At 73.6% G+C, this 16,300-nt stretch carries 18 protein-coding genes; 13 read left to right on the forward strand and 5 right to left on the reverse strand.

Annotation, left to right across the window (positions count from 1 at the left end):
• The first annotated feature begins 70 nt into the window (after positions 1-70).
• The 8 genes from SJY14_RS05160 to SJY14_RS05195 all read left to right on the forward strand — a co-directional run bounded on the left by SJY14_RS05160 (position 71) and on the right by SJY14_RS05195 (position 7,945).
• Positions 71-1,102 carry a substrate-binding domain-containing protein gene (locus SJY14_RS05160; protein WP_071256462.1) on the forward strand — a complete coding sequence of 344 codons (1,032 nt, stop codon included), beginning with the start codon at positions 71-73 and terminating at the stop codon, positions 1,100-1,102.
• A complete protein-coding gene (locus SJY14_RS05165; protein WP_056043006.1) occupies positions 1,102-1,857 on the forward strand; it encodes an ATP-binding cassette domain-containing protein in 756 nt (251 codons plus the stop codon). The genes SJY14_RS05160 and SJY14_RS05165 overlap by 1 nt, the downstream gene beginning before the upstream one ends.
• Positions 1,854-2,909, forward strand: a complete 1,056-nt coding sequence (locus SJY14_RS05170) for an ABC transporter permease (protein WP_396599979.1) — start codon at positions 1,854-1,856, stop codon at positions 2,907-2,909. Before SJY14_RS05165 ends, SJY14_RS05170 begins: the two co-directional genes overlap by 4 nt.
• Positions 2,906-3,994: a phosphotriesterase gene (locus tag SJY14_RS05175; RefSeq protein WP_396599980.1), complete on the forward strand. Its 1,089-nt coding sequence runs from the start codon at positions 2,906-2,908 to the stop codon at positions 3,992-3,994. Before SJY14_RS05170 ends, SJY14_RS05175 begins: the two co-directional genes overlap by 4 nt.
• A 75-nt stretch (positions 3,995-4,069) precedes the next feature.
• Positions 4,070-4,819 carry a glutamine amidotransferase gene (locus SJY14_RS05180; RefSeq protein WP_396599981.1) on the forward strand — a complete coding sequence of 250 codons (750 nt, stop codon included), beginning with the start codon at positions 4,070-4,072 and terminating at the stop codon, positions 4,817-4,819.
• The gene (locus tag SJY14_RS05185; protein WP_396599982.1) at positions 4,801-5,499 is read left to right on the forward strand and encodes a TenA family protein; all 699 of its coding nucleotides are present in this window, start codon (positions 4,801-4,803) and stop codon (positions 5,497-5,499) included. Before SJY14_RS05180 ends, SJY14_RS05185 begins: the two co-directional genes overlap by 19 nt.
• Complete coding sequence (locus SJY14_RS05190; protein WP_396599983.1) at positions 5,496-6,743, forward strand: hypothetical protein; 1,248 nt, start codon at positions 5,496-5,498, stop codon at positions 6,741-6,743. Before SJY14_RS05185 ends, SJY14_RS05190 begins: the two co-directional genes overlap by 4 nt.
• 8 nt (positions 6,744-6,751) lie before the next feature.
• Positions 6,752-7,945, forward strand: coding sequence for a M28 family metallopeptidase (locus SJY14_RS05195; protein WP_396599984.1), 1,194 nt, complete (start codon positions 6,752-6,754; stop codon positions 7,943-7,945).
• A 15-nt stretch (positions 7,946-7,960) separates the two neighbouring features.
• On the opposite strand, the gene SJY14_RS05200 is transcribed toward SJY14_RS05195, so the two are convergent.
• Together SJY14_RS05200 and SJY14_RS05205 are read right to left on the reverse strand one after the other, a co-directional pair.
• A complete protein-coding gene (locus SJY14_RS05200; protein ID WP_396599985.1) occupies positions 7,961-8,602 on the reverse strand; it encodes a class F sortase in 642 nt (213 codons plus the stop codon).
• A gap of 1 nt (position 8,603) precedes the next feature.
• Entirely contained in the window at positions 8,604-9,347 is a 744-nt protein-coding gene (locus tag SJY14_RS05205) for a CHRD domain-containing protein (protein WP_255364270.1), read from the reverse strand.
• Positions 9,348-9,595: 248 nt separating this feature from the next.
• Here SJY14_RS05205 and SJY14_RS05210 point away from each other — a divergent pair, with 248 nt between their 5' ends.
• Positions 9,596-10,105 (forward strand): RNA polymerase sigma factor, encoded by a 510-nt coding sequence (locus SJY14_RS05210; RefSeq protein ID WP_071256583.1) that lies wholly within the window; start codon positions 9,596-9,598, stop codon positions 10,103-10,105.
• Positions 10,098-10,937 carry a hypothetical protein gene (locus SJY14_RS05215; RefSeq protein WP_396599986.1) on the forward strand — a complete coding sequence of 280 codons (840 nt, stop codon included), beginning with the start codon at positions 10,098-10,100 and terminating at the stop codon, positions 10,935-10,937. Before SJY14_RS05210 ends, SJY14_RS05215 begins: the two co-directional genes overlap by 8 nt.
• 111 nt (positions 10,938-11,048) lie before the next feature.
• Here SJY14_RS05215 and SJY14_RS05220 read toward each other — a convergent pair whose 3' ends face one another.
• Complete coding sequence (locus SJY14_RS05220; protein ID WP_083396398.1) at positions 11,049-12,086, reverse strand: Gfo/Idh/MocA family protein; 1,038 nt, start codon at positions 12,084-12,086, stop codon at positions 11,049-11,051.
• Between the two features lie 77 nt (positions 12,087-12,163).
• Positions 12,164-13,009, reverse strand: a complete 846-nt coding sequence (locus tag SJY14_RS05225; RefSeq protein ID WP_071256475.1) for a helix-turn-helix transcriptional regulator — start codon at positions 13,007-13,009, stop codon at positions 12,164-12,166.
• Positions 13,010-13,182: 173 nt separating this feature from the next.
• Between SJY14_RS05225 and SJY14_RS05230 the strand changes: the two genes are divergently transcribed.
• The 3 genes from SJY14_RS05230 (at position 13,183) to SJY14_RS05240 (ending at position 14,921) form a co-directional block, all read left to right on the forward strand.
• Positions 13,183-13,926, forward strand: a complete 744-nt coding sequence (locus tag SJY14_RS05230) for an SDR family oxidoreductase (RefSeq protein WP_071256585.1) — start codon at positions 13,183-13,185, stop codon at positions 13,924-13,926.
• A 34-nt stretch (positions 13,927-13,960) separates the two neighbouring features.
• Positions 13,961-14,194: a PLDc N-terminal domain-containing protein gene (locus SJY14_RS05235; protein WP_071256476.1), complete on the forward strand. Its 234-nt coding sequence runs from the start codon at positions 13,961-13,963 to the stop codon at positions 14,192-14,194.
• Between the two features lie 127 nt (positions 14,195-14,321).
• Entirely contained in the window at positions 14,322-14,921 is a 600-nt protein-coding gene (locus SJY14_RS05240; protein ID WP_083396399.1) for a GIY-YIG nuclease family protein, read from the forward strand.
• Between the two features lie 132 nt (positions 14,922-15,053).
• Here SJY14_RS05240 and SJY14_RS05245 read toward each other — a convergent pair whose 3' ends face one another.
• Positions 15,054-16,280 (reverse strand): hypothetical protein, encoded by a 1,227-nt coding sequence (locus tag SJY14_RS05245; RefSeq protein ID WP_396599987.1) that lies wholly within the window; start codon positions 16,278-16,280, stop codon positions 15,054-15,056.
• Positions 16,281-16,300: the final 20 nt, after the last annotated feature.

Consider the following 16,300-nt stretch of genomic DNA (forward strand, 5'->3'; position numbering starts at 1 on the left):
TCGACCCCACCGAGATCGCCCTCTCGCCAGTCCCGCATGCTCCACCTCGTCCTCACCAGGAAGGCTCCTCATGCCCACGACCCGTACCGTCCTCGCCGCATTCGCCGTGGGCGCCATCGCCATCGGCACCCTCGCCGGCTGCGACTCGTCCTCGACCACCGCCTCCGGCTCCGCATCCGGCGGCTCGACCTCGACCCGCCCGGCCCCCACCGACGTCCCCCAGGCCTGCGCGCCCGACGGCGGCGGCACCCTCCAGCTCGGCATGGTCGACATCAACGAGCAGACCGCCTTCTTCACCCAGATGAACGAGGGCGTCCAGGACGTCGCCGACGAGGCCGGCGCCGACCTGCAGATCGTCAGCGGTGACAACGACAGCGCCACCCAGGTCTCGGGCGTCGAGAACCTCGTCGCCTCGGGCGTCGACGCCCTGATCGTCGACCCGGTCGACGCGACCGCGCTCGTCCCCGCCCTCACCGCGGCCAAGGCCGCGGGCATCCCGGTCGTCGCCGCCGACGGCTCGGTCGACGACGCCTCGGCCATCGACTCGTACGTCGGCACGGCGAACGAGGACGGCGGCGCCCAGCTCGGGAAGGCCTTCCTCGACATCACCGGCGGCGAGGGCGAGGTCGGCGTCGTCGGCGCGCTCAACAGCGCGATCCAGATCCAGCGGCAGAACGGCTTCACCGACGCCGTCGAGGCCGGTGGCATGACCATCGGCACGATCGTCGACGGCCAGAACGTCAACGAGGACGCCCAGGCCGCGGCCGAGAACCTGCTCACCGGCAACCCCGACCTCGAGTACATCTACGCCACCGGCGAGCCCGCCCTGAACGGTGCCATCGCCGCGGTCAAGAGCCAGGGCGCCCAGGACCGCGTGAAGATCGTCGGCTGGGACCTCTCGCCCTCGGCCGTCGAAGGGTTGCAGGACGGCTACGTCGAGGCCGTCATCCAGCAGGACACCTTCGGCTTCGGCTACGAGGCCGCCAAAGCCGCGATCAACCTCGCCTGCGGCACCGCCGAGGTGCCGGCGACCGTCGACGTGCCGATCACGATCGTCACACCCGACAACCTGGCCGACTTCTCGTACTACCTGGAGGGCTGATGACCGACGTCACGACCGGCGACCTGCTCGTCGAACTCGAGGGCATCCGCAAGTCCTACGGCGCCGTCGACGTCCTGCGCGGCGTCGACCTGCGCCTCGCACGCGGCGAGGTGCTCGGCCTGGTCGGCGACAACGGCGCCGGCAAGTCCACCCTGATGAAGGTGCTCGCCGGTTCGGTCCAGCACGACGGCGGCCGCATCAGCATCAAGGGCAAGGAGGTGCGGTTCCAGTCCCCGAGCGACGCCCAGGCCGAGGACATCGGCATCGTCTACCAGGACCTCGCCCTCTGCGACAGCCTCAACGTCGCCGCCAACCTGTTCCTCGGCCGCGAGCCGCGGGTCGGGCCCTTCCTCAAGGTCGGGGCGATGCACGCCGAGGCCACGGCGGTGCTGAAGGAGTTCGGCGTCCGCGTGACCTCCACGCACCAGCTGATCTCGCAGCTCTCGGGTGGTCAGCGCCAGTCGGTGGCCATCGCGCGCGCCGCGTCGGTCGACCCCGACGTGCTGATCCTCGACGAGCCGACCGCCGCCCTCGCGGTCACCGAGGTCGAGTCGGTGCTGCGCCTCATCAAGGAGGTCGCGGCCCGAGGGGTCGGCGTCATCCTCATCACCCACCGGCTGCAGGACCTCTTCCGGGTCTGCGACCGCATCACCGTCATGTACGAGGGGCGCAGCGTCGACGACGCCCGCATCGACGACCTCACCATCGAGTCGCTCGTCGACATGATCACCCGTGAAGGGAGCGCTGCCGCATGACCGCGACGACCTCTGACCCCACCCGCACCGACGGCCCCGAGCCCGGGCGCGGCCCCGGCACCGCCGACGTGCGCGAGCGCCGCTGGGAAGCCCTGCAACGCGTCAACAAGTCCACTCTGCTGATGCTCGTCGTGACGCTCGTCGTCATCGTCGTCTTCTCGGTGGCGACCCCGACCTTCCTCACCGGCACGAACCTGCGGAACGTCGCCGTGCAGGTGGCACCCGCGGCCATCGTCGCCGTCGCGATGACCTTCGTCATCACGGCGGGCATGATCGACCTCTCGGTCGGGTCGACGCTCGCGCTGGTGTCGGTGATCGGGGCGGTGCTGCTGCGGGCCGGTCTCGAGTCGGTGCTGGTCATCGTGATCTGCCTGGCCGTTGGCGCCTTGTGCGGGTTGGTCAACGGCTGGTTCTCGAGCTACCAGGGCATCCCGTCCTTCATCGTCACCCTGGCCACGATGTCGATCGTGCGGGGCGTGGCCCTGCTGATCACCAAGGGCTACTCGATCGCCATCGGCTCGGGCCTGATCTTCGCCCAGGTCGGCCAGGGCCGGCTGTTCGGGCTCGGCTACCCCGCCTGGCTCGCGCTGATCATCGTCGGCGTCGGCATCGTGGGGCTGCAGCGCATGCGGTTCGGCCAGTACATCACCGGCATCGGCTCGAACGAGGAGTCGGTCCGCCGGGCCGGCGTGGACACCCGCTTCGTCAAGATGATGGCCCTCGTGCTCAGCGGCACGGCGGCCGGCGCGGCCGGCATCATCACGGCGGCCCGCCTGGGGTCGGGCGACGCCAACTCGGGCGTCGACTTCGCCATGACGGTCATCACGGCCGTGGTGATCGGCGGGACGAACCTGCTCGGCGGCAAGGGCAGCGTGATCGGCACGGCGATCGGGGCCATCCTGACCGGCGTCATCACCAACGGCCTCACGCTGCTCGGCCTGAGCCCCTACATCGTGCCCATCGTGACGGGCAGCCTGCTGATCGTCGTCATCTGGATCAACCTGCGCGGCGGCTCGTTCACCGACCTGGTGCGCAAGCGGGTGACCCGATGAGCCGCGTCGGCGGCTTCGGCGTCGAGACGACCACGGTCGTCGACGTGCAGACGGTCACCGGCCCCGTGCCGAGCGACCGCCTCGGTTACACGCTGCCGCATGAGCACCTGATCAACAGCATCGAGGAGGGCGGGCTCGAGCCCGACCCCGACTTTCCCGAGCTGTTCGACGCGCCGGTCACGCCCGAGATCGCCTGGCTGCTGCGCGACCGCCCGCTCGCCTGTCGCGACAACTGCGTGCTCGACGGCGACGACGACGCGGTCGACGAGCTCGTGGCCTTCCGCGAGCTCGGCGGAAGCACCGTCGTCGAGCTGACCTCGGACGGTCAGGGCCGTGACCCGCGCCGCCTCGCCGAGATCTCGCGCCGCAGCGGGGTGAACGTCGTCACCGGCGGCGGCTGGTACCTCGAGCGGTTCCACCCCGAGGCCACGGGCCGCGACACCGTCGACGACCTGGCCGCCCGCCTGGTCGCGCAGTACCGGTCCGATCCGGCCGAGACCGGTGTGCCCCGCTCGGGCGTGATCGGCGAGATCGGCGTCTCGCCGGGCTTCACCGAGCGCGAGGAGCGCTCGCTCCGAGCGGCGTGCCTCCTGCAGCGCGACACCGGCCTGCCGATGTTCGTGCACCTGCCCGGCTTCGTCCGGCACGGCGGTCGCGTGCTCGACGTCGTGCTGCGCGACGAGGGCGTCGACCCCACGGCGGTCGTCCTCTGCCACATGGACCCGTCGGGCAGCGACCCCGACTACCAGCGCAGCCTCGCCGAGCGCGGGGTCTGGCTCGAGTTCGACATGATCGGCATGCCGTACCGCTTCTCGCTGCCCGGCGAGGGGCAGTCGCCCTCGCCGGTCGAGACGGCGACGGCGATCGCCCGCCTGGTCTCGGCCGGGTTCGGCCGCCGTCTGCTCTTCAGCCACGACCTCTTCCTCAAGAGCATGTTGCGCAAGCACGGGGGCAACGGCCTCTCGTACGTCCCCGCGGTGTTCCTCGACCGACTGACCGACCTCGGCGTCGACGCCGAGGTCGTGCACGGCGTCGGCACCCGCAACGTCCGCGACCTCTTCGAGGGCGCGGCCCTGACCCGCTGAGGGGCGACGCCGCGGCACCGAGCCGCGCGCGCCTCCTCGTCCCGAACCGTCCCGTCACCACCGGAAGGCCCCACCATGTCCCGCATCCTCATCGCCGGCGAGAGCTGGATCACCGCGACCACCCACACCAAGGGCGTCGACGAGTTCACCGCCCACTCGTACACCGAGGGCGTCGCGCAGCTCCGGACGGCCCTGCAGGCCGGCGGCCACGAGGTCGTCCACCTGCCGGCCCACCTCGTGTCGACCGAGTTCCCCGAGACCCAGGAGGCGCTGGACGCCTACGACGTCGTGGTGCTGTCCGACATCGGGGTCAACTCGCTGCAGCTCGCTCCCGCCGTGTTCGAGAAGAGCATCCCCGGTCGCGACCGCGTCCAGGAACTCGCCCGCTGGGTCGAGACCGGAGGCGCGCTGCTGATGATCGGCGGCTACCTGTCGTTCTCGGGCTGGCAGGGCCGTGCGGGCTACGCCCGCACCGAGATCGCCGACGTGCTGCCGGTCGAGCTGCTGATCGGCGACGACCGCGTCGAGCGCCCGGCCGGCGTCGTCGCCACCGTGCTCGACGCCGACCACCCCGCCCTCGGCGGCGCGGGCACCGAGTGGCCGTTGCTGCTCGGCTACAACCGCACCGTCGTGAAGCCCGGGGCGGTGGAACTCGCCCGCCTGGGCGACGACCCGCTCGTCGTCGTCGGCGAGGCCGGCGCGGGGCGCACGGCGGTCTTCACGAGCGACTGCTCGCCGCACTGGGCGCCGCCGGCGTTCTGCGAGGAGTGGGACGGCTACGCCAAGGTGTTCAACGGCATCGTGTCGTGGCTGACCAGCCGCTGACGGTGGCGATCCCGACCCGGCCCGAGGGCCCCGGCGCGGGCCGGGCGGCGGCGCTCGTCGCCCGCTGCTCGGCCGAGCTCGACGCCTCCGCGTCGGTGCCGCTGCTGGCCCGGATGGCCGACGGCACGATCGACGACGCGGCCTTCGGCCGGTACCTCGCGATCGAGCAGGCGTTCGTCCGGACGGCCGCGCGCCTCGCCGGCTACTGCCTCTGGCAGCAGCCCGACTGGTCGCGTGCCGAGCGGCACGCCGAGGCCGTCGTCGACCTCGTCGGACCGCAGAGCGCCTACTTCGCCGACCTGCGCGCGACGCGACCGGTCGACGAGGCAGGGCTGCCCGTTCTGCTGGCCCGCGCCTCCGTGCTCGAGGCCACGGTGACGACCGCGCTCGACGAGGGCGGCTACGCCGGGGTCGTCACCAGCCTCGCGGCGGCCGAGACCCTCTACCTGCAGTGGTGCACGCGGGCCGCCGAGCGGTCGGTGCCGCGAGCGGGCGACGTGCAGCGGTGGATCGAGCTGCACGTCACCGACGGCTTCCGTGCCCAGGTCGCGTTCCTGCACCAGCTGGTCGACGAGCTGCCCGCCGACGTGACCGACGACCGGCTGGACCGCTGGTTCGTCGCCATGCTGCGCGCCGAGGACGCCTTCCACGCGAGCGCCCTCACCGAGGTCGTCGCGTGACCGGCCCCGTCGTCGACCTGGCCGCCGTCGAGGCGCGTCTCACCACGGCCGGGATCGCCTTCGAACGGCTGGCCGTCGGACCCGACGCCACCGTGGTCGTCTCGTCCTACGGGGGCCGCGTCTACGGGCCGTTCTTCGCCGCGGGCGAGGCCGAGAACTGGTTGCCCGACGCCTTCGCCGACGACGACGCGTTCGGCGCGCTGCTCGGCGGCGGCGACTGGAACGTCGGCGGCGACCGGGTCTGGATCGGCCCCGAGATCGCCTACATGATCCGTGACCGGGACGACTACTGGGGCAGCTACGAGATGCCACCGTCGCTCGACCCGGGCCGTCACGACCTCGACCGCACGGGCGACCGCGTGACCCTGTCGCGGGTCGCCGAGCTCGAGGCGTTCACCGCGCCGCCCGGGCACGTCCGCGCCGACCTGACGCTGGTCGTGCGGCCCGCGGCCCATCCGCTGCGGCACCTGCGCGGCGCGTCGGCCGCGGGCCCCGACGGCACACCCCTCGTCGACGCCGTCGAGTACGGCGGCTACGTGACGGAGGTGCGGCTCGGCATCACCTCGGACGGCGCGCACGAGGCCGAGTCGTGGATGCTCGACCAGGTGCGGGCGGGCGGCACGGCGTTCGTTGCGGCCGTGCCCGACGCCCAGGTGACGGACTACTACGAACCGGTGGGGGAACTGCTCGCCGAGGTGCCGGGCGGCATCGCCGTGTCGCTGACCGGTGCCGACCGCTTCAAGATCGGCTTCGCCGCACCGCACGTCACCGGACGCCTCGGGTACGTGCGCGCCGTCGGCGACCCGGCCGACGACCGGGCGGTGCTCTTCGTGCGCGGCAGCCACAGCGACCCGTCGGCCGAGTACTCGGAGGAGCCCGACCCGTCGCCGGGCGTCCGGGGCGACTCCCTGCACCTGTACGACGACGACGGCGGGCTCGGCGGGTTCGCCGAGATCGAGGCCCGGGGCACGCCCGTGCTCGGCCCACGTCCCGAGCCGGTCACCGACCGGTTCGGCAGCTGGTGGTTCCGCGGGCGGACGGACGACGTCGCCCGCGTGGCCCAGCACCTGCTCGGGGTGCCCGCGCCGACCGTGGCGCAGGCCGCCCGGGGGGCCGCACCGCGCCTCCTCGGTCCGTCGGTCGCGTCGCCGACCGTTGCGCCGGCGCCGGCACCGTCGCCTGCCCCGCCTCCGACCCCGACCCCGCTTCCGACCCCGACCCCGACTCCGTCCCCGTCCCCGTGAGGAACGACATGACCCACGACACCGAACCCGGCTCGACCGATCCCGCCGACCGCGCCTACGACGACCTCGTCGCCCTGGTGCAGCACGGCCCCCGGTTCCACGGCACTCCCGGCATCGCGGCCGCCGCCGACTGGCTCGAGCAGCGGCTGACCGCCGTCGGGTGGCCGGTGGCACGGCAGCCCGTGACGCTGCCCGGCTGGCAGCCCGGTCGCGTGCATCGGGTCACCGTGCAGCAGCCCATCGCCCGCGACCTGCCCGCCTGGCCGATGCTCTGGAGCGGCTCGACCGACGGGCCTCGCCGGGGCACGGTCGAGGCCGTCGGCCCGCAGGGACTCTGGGGCGACTCGATGGTCTGGCAGAAGTTCGTCGTGCGGGGTGACGACGGCGACGTGCTGGCCTACCTGCACGCGCGCGACGACGGACCCGCGGCACCGCAGCCGCTGCCGTCCGGGTCGGACCACGACGTGGCGCACCTCGCCCTCGGCCGCGTCGACGGTCTGCAGCTGACCGAGTGGATCGCCGACGGCAAGCCCGTCGAGCTCGAGGTCGAGGCCGACAGCGGTCCGGTCGAGGCCGCGACGAGCGACAACCTGATCGTCGACGTACCCGGCACGGGCGAGGGGTCGGTGCTGCTCTGCGCGCACTACGACTCGTTCTTCAACACGGTCGGCGCGTACGACAACGGCAGCGGCACGATCGCCCTGCTGCAGCTCGCCGAACGGTGGGCGGCGTCCGCGCCGGTCGCATCGGTCCGTCTCGTGTTCTTCACCGCCGAGGAGTGGCACCTGGGCGGCTCGCGGCACTTCGTCGACAGCGCCTCGGCCGATGAGCTCGACGCGATCGACTACGTCCTCAACGTCGACGGGCTCGGTCGTGGGTCGTTCGTCGAGGCGTTCGGGGCCCCCGAGGCGTTCTCGACGGCGTTCCGCGGCGCACTGCTGCAGCATGCCGCGGCCACCCGGCCCGACCTCGAACTCGTCACCCGGTTCCCGCCGACGACCGGCACGGACGACGCGTCGTTCTACCGGGCAGGCGTGCCGAGCGCCTTCCTGACCTTCAACGACCTGCACCGCCTGCACCAGCCCGACGACGAGCCGAACCGGGGCATCGCGGCGAACGTGGCCTGGACCGTGCCGCTCGTCGAGCACCTCGTGGCGAGCCTGGCGCGGCCGACCCGCGCCGCGCCTCCCGGGGTGTTGTAGGCCCGGGCCGGGCGATCAGGCTGCCGGTTCGGCGAAGACGATCCGGTTCTGGTCGTAGTGGCCCGAGCCACGGTCGAACACGCCGCCGCAGGTGATCAGCCGCAGCTGGTCGGTCGGCTGCGCCCCGAAGACTCGGGCGGTCGGGAACTTGGCCTTCGGCACGTCGACCACCTCGGTGACGGCGTAGCTCACGACACCCCCGTCGACCGTGGTCACGTCGACTCGGTCGCCGACGACGAGCTCGTCGAGCCGCGCGAAGACCGCCGGGCCCGACGCGGAGTCGACGTGGGCGGCGATCACCGTCGGACCGCGCCCGCCCGGCTTGCCGCCGCCGGTGAACCAGCCGACGTCGTGCGCGTCGACGGGCACCTCCATGGCGCCGGCGTCGGCGATGCCGAGGTCGATCAACGGGGCGTCGAGTCCGATGGCGGGCACCGAGACGGCGGCCGGCGCGACGCCCTCGGCGACGACCCCGGTGCCCTCGGCGACCGCAGGAGGCGCGGTGCCGGTCGCCGACGGAGCCGCGGTCGCCGGGGCGCTCGCCCCCGCCCCCGGGGTCGGTGCCGCCGTCGGTGCGACCGCCCCGGGCGCCGCGCACCCGGTCAGGGCCAGCACGACGGCGGCGACGACGACCACCGAGGGCAGGGAGCGACCCATGTCAGGCCCGGGCCGCGCGCTGACGACGGGTCAGGACGTACGCACCCGCACCGAGCAGGGCCAGGGCCCCGGCGCCGCCGGCCGCGAGGCCGAGACCGCCGGCCGACGCGCTCTCGGTGGCCGCGCCTCCGAGTCCGGTGTCGACGCCTCCGACGGGCACCTGCGTCAGCTGGCCGCGGACGACGCCGGCCGCGAACGTGGCCGTGTGCGAGTCGCCCGTGAAGCCGGCCGGGTTCGCCTCGAGCTGCTTCAGGCTGAAGCCGGCGCCCGTGTCGGCCCCGGCGGCGCTCATGACACCAGTCGTGAACGGCCCCTGCAGGCAGCCGCTGCTCGTGCGCGTGCCGTCCCCGCGGTCGACCGGGTTCGGGAACGCGATGCGCGGCGGGCCGGCCTGACCCTGTGCCGCCTCGTGGATGTGCGTCGCGGTCTTCGCCGGGCTCTGGTAGTCGCCGGTCACGCCGCGCAGGGTGATGTCGTAGCAGATGACCTCGGTGTCGCTGTTGACGCGGAAGTCGAACGTCCCCGTCGCGCCGGGCTCGCCCGGGGTGGCGACCCCGTCGTTGTTGATGACCTGGTCGGGCGTCGCCATCACCGTGTAGGCGCTCGTGAAGGTCGACGGTTCGGGCACCTCGGTCTCGGCGAACGCGGGCGTCACGCCGAACAGGGTGACGGCGGTCGCGGCGGCACCACCGATCGTCAGGGTGCGGATGGCGGTCTTCTTGGTCGTGCGCGTCATCTTCGGCATGCTCCGGGTCCTCTCGACGGGGCGGCGCCCGGGCGGGTGCCGCTCGACAGGGCCTACGTCGGGCGGGGCCGATGCGTTCACGTCGGTCGCGAGAAAGTTCGTGGCCGGTCCGATGAACGCGGGAGGCGCGGCGGACGTACACCCCGTCGGCATCCGCGATCGGCGTGGATAGGCTGGAGGGCAGGCGGATGATCGCCGTCATGGGTCGCGCGGGCCCCGTCCCGGGCCGCGCGGCAGATCGGAGCCCGATGAGCGAGGGGTCGTCCGGTCTCGACGTCCGCGCCGCGTTCGTCGAGCACGGCTCGTCGCTGCTCGGTTTCGCCGTCAACGCCCTCCGCGACCGGACGCTGGCCGAGGACTGCGTGCAAGAGACCTTCGTGCGCGCCTGGCGTGCCCGCGACTCGTTCGACGCCGACCGCGGCAGCGTCCGCACCTGGCTGTTCGCCATCGAGCGCCGCGTCGTGCTCGACGTGCACCGGGCACGGACGCGCACGCCGTCGGTGGTGCCCCTCGAGCACGCCCCCGACCCCGTCGCGAGCGTGGCCGACCCCCTCGAACGGCTGGGCATGGCCGAGGGGCTCGCCCGGCTGAGCGACGACCACCGGGCCGCCGTCGTGGCCGTCCACCTCGAGGGCCTGAGCTACCGCGAGGTGTCCGAGCGCACGGGCGTCCCCGTCGCGACCCTCCGCACCCGCGTGTTCCACGCGCTGCGCGCCCTCCGCACCCACCTCGACGACCAGGAGACGACCGATGACTGACCGCACGCCAGGGGTGGGGGCCGGTGACGGCGACGCCCGTCGCGACGAGTTGACGGCCGCTGCGCTCGCGGACGACCTCTCGCCGAGCGAACGCGTCGAGTTCGACGCGCTCCGGGCTGCCGACCCGTCGATCGATGCCGAGCTGGCGTCGCTCGGGGTGATGGTCGACGGACTGTCGGGCTTCGGTCGCTGGGACGACGTGGTTCCGAGCGACCGGCTGCGCGAGCGCATCGATGCCCTCGGACACGTCGCCGAGGCCCCGGCCTCTCGTGACGCGGACGTCCCGCTCGACGCCGACGTCGCTCTCGACACCGGCACCGGCACCGGCACCGGCACCGCGCCTGACGAGGCGCCGGCCACGCACATCGGGCCCCACGTCGCCGCGGCCCGGTCCGGACGGGGCCGTCGCCCGCTGCTGATCGCCGTGGCCGCCGCCGCGTGCCTGGCGATCGGGGCCGGGGGAGGAGTCCTGCTCGCGACGCCTCGTGACACGGTGGTGGCTGGCCCTGCCGGCAGCCTCGGCGCCGTCGAGCACGTGGACTTCGTCGGTCAGCCCGACGGGGTCGACCTCGACGGAGACCTCGTCGCCCACACCTGGGGCACCGAGACCGTCCTCAGCGTCGACGGCCTGCCGACGGGTTCGGCGTTCACGGTCGTGGTGGTCGGCGGCGACGGGCGGGAGTACGAGTCCGGTGCGTTCCTCGGGTCGGACGTGCGCGTCGACTGTCGGCTGAACGCCGCCGTGCTGCGGTCCGACGTCGCGTCGGTCGAGATCCGCGCCGCGGACGGGCACGACATCGCCGTCGCGTCGGTGCCTCCGGTCGCGAGCTGAGCCGCGCCTCCCCGCCGAGCTGAGCCGCGCCTCCGGCTCTCGTCTGCCGAGATGTCACGACGTGCCGGTCACCTCGGGACGTGAGTGGCGAGTCGTGACATCTCGGCCGGTTCAGACGACGGTCAAGGAGGCGCGGGTCGCCTCGATCGTCGCGAGCAGCGACCTCGAGTCGGCCAGGGAGTGCAGGGGCGAGTCGCGCAGCCCGGCGTCCACGTAGGACGCGAGGGCGGTCGCCTGGTAGGCGAGCCCCTGGCGGCCGGTCGGGACGGTCGGGTCGCTCCAGACGGCCGACCCAGCATTGGTCGTCAGCTCGAACGTCGCGGGGAAGACGAGGTTCTGCAGGGTGCGGATCGACCCGGTCGAGCCCGAGATCGTGCCGAGCCCGGGCGACGTCGTGAGCAGGCTCGTCGCCGCCGTGGCGAGCACCCCGTCGGCCGTGCGGGTGACGACGGCCGCGTCGAGGTCGACGCCGTCGGCCCGGGTCGAACCGGCGGCGTGCCACTCGACGGGGTGGCCGGTCGCGAACTGGGTGAACCAGAACGCGTAGACGCCGATGTCGAGCAGCGCGCCGCCGCCGAGCGCCGGATCGGTCATGCGTCCGCCGGCCGAGAGGTCGTTGGCCCAGGCGACGTCGGCGGTCGCGAGCCGCACGTCGCCGATCGCGCCGTCGGCGAGCAGCGCGGCGATGACGGTCGTATGCGGCAGGTAGCGCGTCCAGAGCGCCTCCATCGCGAGGACACCGGCGGCGCTCGCCGCGGCGGAGATCTCGTCGGCCTCGGCCGTGCTGGTCGCCATCGGCTTCTCGATCAGGACGTGCTTGCCGGCCCGGATCGCGGTCAGGGCGTCCGGCAGGTGGCGGGTGTGGGGCGTGGCGACGTAGACGACGTCGACGTCGGGGGAGGTGACCAGCGCCTCCTGGTCGCCGTGCGCCGCGGTGACGCCGTGGGTGCGGGCGAAGGCCTCGGCCCGGTCGAGGCTGCGGGAGGCCACGGCGACCACGCGCTGGTCGGTGTGCGCGTGGAGGGCGTCGGTGAAGTCGCCGGCGATCTCGCCCGGGCCGATCACGCCCCAGCGCAGGGTCGGACCGCCGCGCAACGGGACGGCCGTCGCGGCGGGGAAGCTCAGGGTGCTCGGGGTCTGCGTGGACATGCGGTCTCCTCGGTGTCACGTCGTCGTGCGTGCGTCCATCTTCGCGGGTGCGGAACAGGCCGGGGCGTCGAGAGCCGTCAGCCCTGCTCGGCGAACCGCTCCGCGCCGATCACGTCGAGCAACCGCAGCTTGGCGTCGTCGTCGGACCCGGGCGTCGCCGTCAGCACGAGCAGCGTCTGCGACTGGTCCTCGGTGAAGAGAGCTTGGCAGTCCACCTCGACGCGGCCGAGCTCGGGATGCAGGAGCGTCTTGCGGTCGTCGAAGCGCTGGTGCACGGCGTGCCGAGCCCAGATCGTCGCGAACTCTTCGCTCGACGCGAGCAGCGCCTCCACGAGTTCTCGTGGTCGGCCCCCGCCGCCCGCCATGCTGAGCGCCGCCCGCAGCCCGGAGGCCTGCAGCTCGAGCTGGTGCGCGTGGTCCTCGACCGGGTAGGAGGCGCGCTCGGCCGGGTCGGTGAACCACCGGTGGAACGCACTGCGGGCAAGCCCCTCGTACCGCATCTGGTCACCGAGCAGGGCGACCGCGAGCCGGTTCTGCGCGAGCGTCTCGGCCAGGTCGCTGAGGACGAGCGCAGGGGTGTCGACCAACCGGTCGAGCACCCGCCGCAACGCGGGACTGACGTGGTCGCCGCCTCGCGTCCGGCGGGGCGGGTGGTGGCCGGTCAGGCGGTAGAGGTGGTCGCGCTCGTCGAGGCTCAGTCGCAGCCCCCGGGTGAGAGCGACGAGCATCTGCTCGGACGGCTGCGGGCCGCGCTGCTGCTCGAGCCGCGCGTAGTAGTCGGTCGACATGCCGACGAGCCCCGCCACCTCTTCGCGACGCAGTCCGGCGGTACGCCGACGCACGCCTTCGGGCAGCCCCACGTCGGACGGTCGCAGCGCCTCGCGGCGGTGGCGGAGGAAGTCGGCGAGGTCGGCGCGGTCCATGGCCCCATGCTGTCAGCCGCGGCACTCGCCAACCAGGGAGCACCGATCCCTGGACGAGCGCTCTCTGCCGCACCGCGCCTCCCCGGGTCAGAGTGGTGGTCGTCACCCCGACCGTCGTCGGGGCGACGACCACCACCGGCCGCGCCGAGCGCGGCACACCCGAAGGAGCAACCGTGAAGATCAGCGGCAACACCGTGTTCATCCCCGGCGCCACGTCCGGCATCGGCCTGGGCCTCGCCCTGCGCCTGCAGGCCGCCGGCAACACCGTCGTCGTGGCCGGCCGACGCCGGGCGCTGCTCGACGAGATCGTCCGCGACCACCCGGGCCTCGAGGCCGTCGAGCTCGACACCACCGACCCGCAGGCCGTCGTCGACGTCTCGGCCGAGGTGCAGCGCCGCTGGCCCGAGACCAACGTCGTCGTCGCGATGGCCGGCATCATGCAGACCGAAGACGTCACGACCGGCGACTTCCTCGCCACCGCCGAGGCGACCGTCACGACCAACCTGCTCGGTCCGATCCGACTGATCGCGGCGTGGACGTCGTTCCTCCAGACGCAGCCCGCCGCCTCGATCGTCACCGTGTCGTCGGGGCTCGCGAGCGTGCCGCTGCCGATCACGCCGACCTACAACGCGACCAAGGCCGCGATCCACTCGTTCAGCGAAGGCATCCGCGTGCAGCTCGCCGACACGTCCGTGCAGGTCGTCGAGCTCGTGCCGCCGGCCGTGCAGACCACCCTGCTCGGTCAGCAGGACGACCCGTCGGCCATGCCGCTCGACGAGTACCTCGACGAGACGATGGCGCTGCTCGAGGCGCAGCCCGACGCCCACGAGATCCTGGTCGAGCGCGTGAAGTTCCTGCGCAACGCCGAGGCCGAGGGGCGGTACGACGCGGTGCTGGCGCTGCTCAGCGCGCACTGAGGCCGGTCCGGCGGCAGCGCCCTAGGCTGGGCAGATGAGTGCATGGGGCGACTGGGGGCCGGCGGTGGTGGCGATCGTCGTGGCGGTCGTGTACCTCGTGATCGTCGTCAGCATCGTGCGCGCCGTGCGGCGACGTGCCGACACGACGCAGCTCGAGCGCACGGTCTGGACGGTCGCCGCCGTCCTCTTCCCGCTCGGGGCTGGCGCCGTGTGGCTGCTGCTCGGGCCGCACCCGCTCGGCCTCCGCATCGACCACGAGCACGACTGAACCGGCCGGGCCCTGCTCCCGTCGTGGCGAGAGGTCACGACGTGCCGCTCACCTTCAGAGATGAGCGGCACGTCATGACATCTCGCCCCGCCGACCTGGTGTCGGTGGCCACGCCTAGCCTGCGGGGATGACCCGCCCGACACCCCGACCCGACGACTGCCGAGGAGGCACGGGTCGGCTCGCCGACGACTCCTGCGGTCGTCCGGTCGATCCGTCGTCGCCCGTGCCGCTCTGCGACCGGCATCTTGCGCTCGCCGCCGACTGGGTGGCCTCGCTCGAGGCCTCGGGCGAGGGCGTCACCGACCTGCTGCCGTCGCCCTGCCTCGCGTGCGGGTCACGGCTCGGCGTGCACTGGCCCTCGGGGTGGCTCTGCGCCGTCTGCGAGTGGCGCCAGGGAGACGTGCCCGACGGCGAGCTCGGGGTCGTGCGGGTGGACGTCGTCTACTACATCCGGTTCGACGACCGCATCAAGATCGGCACGTCGTCGAACCCCCGGCAGCGCCTCGGCACGCTCTGGCACGACGAACTGCTGGCCTTCGAGCGGGGCGACCGCCTCGTCGAACGGCGGAGGCACGGGCAGTTCGCGGCCTCCCGGTTCGGACGCACCGAGTGGTTCGCACGCAGCACCGAGCTCGACGCTCACGTGACGGCGCTCGCGCAGGGCGTCGACGACCCGTGGCAGCTCTACGCCCGCTGGCGCAGCGAGGCACTGGCCCTGCGCGGCTGACCCCGGTCCGTGCCGGGCCCTAGGCCTCGTCGCACCGTGTTTCGTGCATCGCACCGCGACTAGATGCGGTGCCGTGCACGAAACGCGGTGTGGTGTCGTGGCTGCGCCCTGCCCTCCGGGTGCGCGCCGGCGTCAGCGGCGGAGGTAGGCGTCGACGAGCAGCGGGCCGCGGATGGCGCGCAACTCGTCGAGCAGCAGGGGCACCGTCTGCCGGGTCAGCCCCGACAGCTGCAGGTCGTGCGGTCCGAGCGGGGGCAGCTTGCCCGTCCGGAGTCGCACGACCTCCCAGCCCGCGGCCCGTAGCGCGGCGTCCTTGCGTCGGTCGGCGGTCTCGCGGTGCCCGACGTGTTCGAGCCCGTGCCGCCCGGTCGAGTCGTACTCGATCGCGACCCGCAGTTCGCTCAGCACGATGTCGGGCCACACCTCGACGTGGTCGAAGAACGGACGCCCCACGCGCACGGCGTTCAGACCGGGCTCGAACTCGAGCCGGGCCGTCAGCTCGGCCCGCAGCTCGGCCTCGACCGCCGACGCCGGCTTCGGGGCACACGCGCTGACGAACGGGGTGCCGGTCGGCAGCGCCGGCGTCTTGTCGCACACCGGCCGGGCGGCGCGGGTCGGCCGGGCGACGCGGCCGGTGCGGGAGGCGCGGGTCGGCTGGCCGACAGGGTCCGGCCGGGAGGCGCGGGTCGCGTCCGTCCGCGGGGCGGACGTCGAGCCCAGAGGCGGTGCCGACTCGGACCGGCGTGCCGTGGTGGACCAGGAGGCGAGGGGTGGTGCCTGCTCGGGCCGACGGGCGGGGTCGGCCGGGAACGGGGGACCAGGAGGTGCCGCCCGCGGCGTCGTCGAGGGGAGGCCCGTGCTCGAGGCGCGACGACGCCGGGGCGGGGGTGACGGGTCCACCGGCACCGCGCCTCCTGGGCTCCGGGCCGCCCCGGCCCGACCTGGCCCAGCCGCGGCCTGTACGGGTGCGCCCGAGTCCTGCCCCGGCACGCCCGCGGCCTGCGCGCGGACGACCGCCGCCGGCGCCATCGGCGGCCGCATCGGCAGAGCGCGCGGGGCGGCGAGTTTGCTGCACTCGGGGCACCACGACGACCGGCGGCGCTCACGCCCCGGCCGGTGCCGCTGCTCGTCGGGGGTGGCGACGAACACGTGGCCCGCGTCGCAGAGCCAGCACAGCCACACGTCGGCCGCGGGCGGGATCTGGCTCAGCACGATGCCGCCGTTGTGCTCGGGACGGTACTGCCGCACGAGCACCGGGTACGACGCCCAGGCCTCGCGGTAGCTGCCCACCGGATAGGGCACGGCGAGGCCGCGCGACGTCCGGCGTCGCGCCCACCAGGCGGCGATCGGCTCGGGCACGCGCACACGCTACGACGGGC

This window comes from Frigoribacterium sp. R86507 (assembly GCF_044597695.1).
Taxonomy (GTDB): Bacteria; Actinomycetota; Actinomycetes; order Actinomycetales; family Microbacteriaceae; genus Frigoribacterium.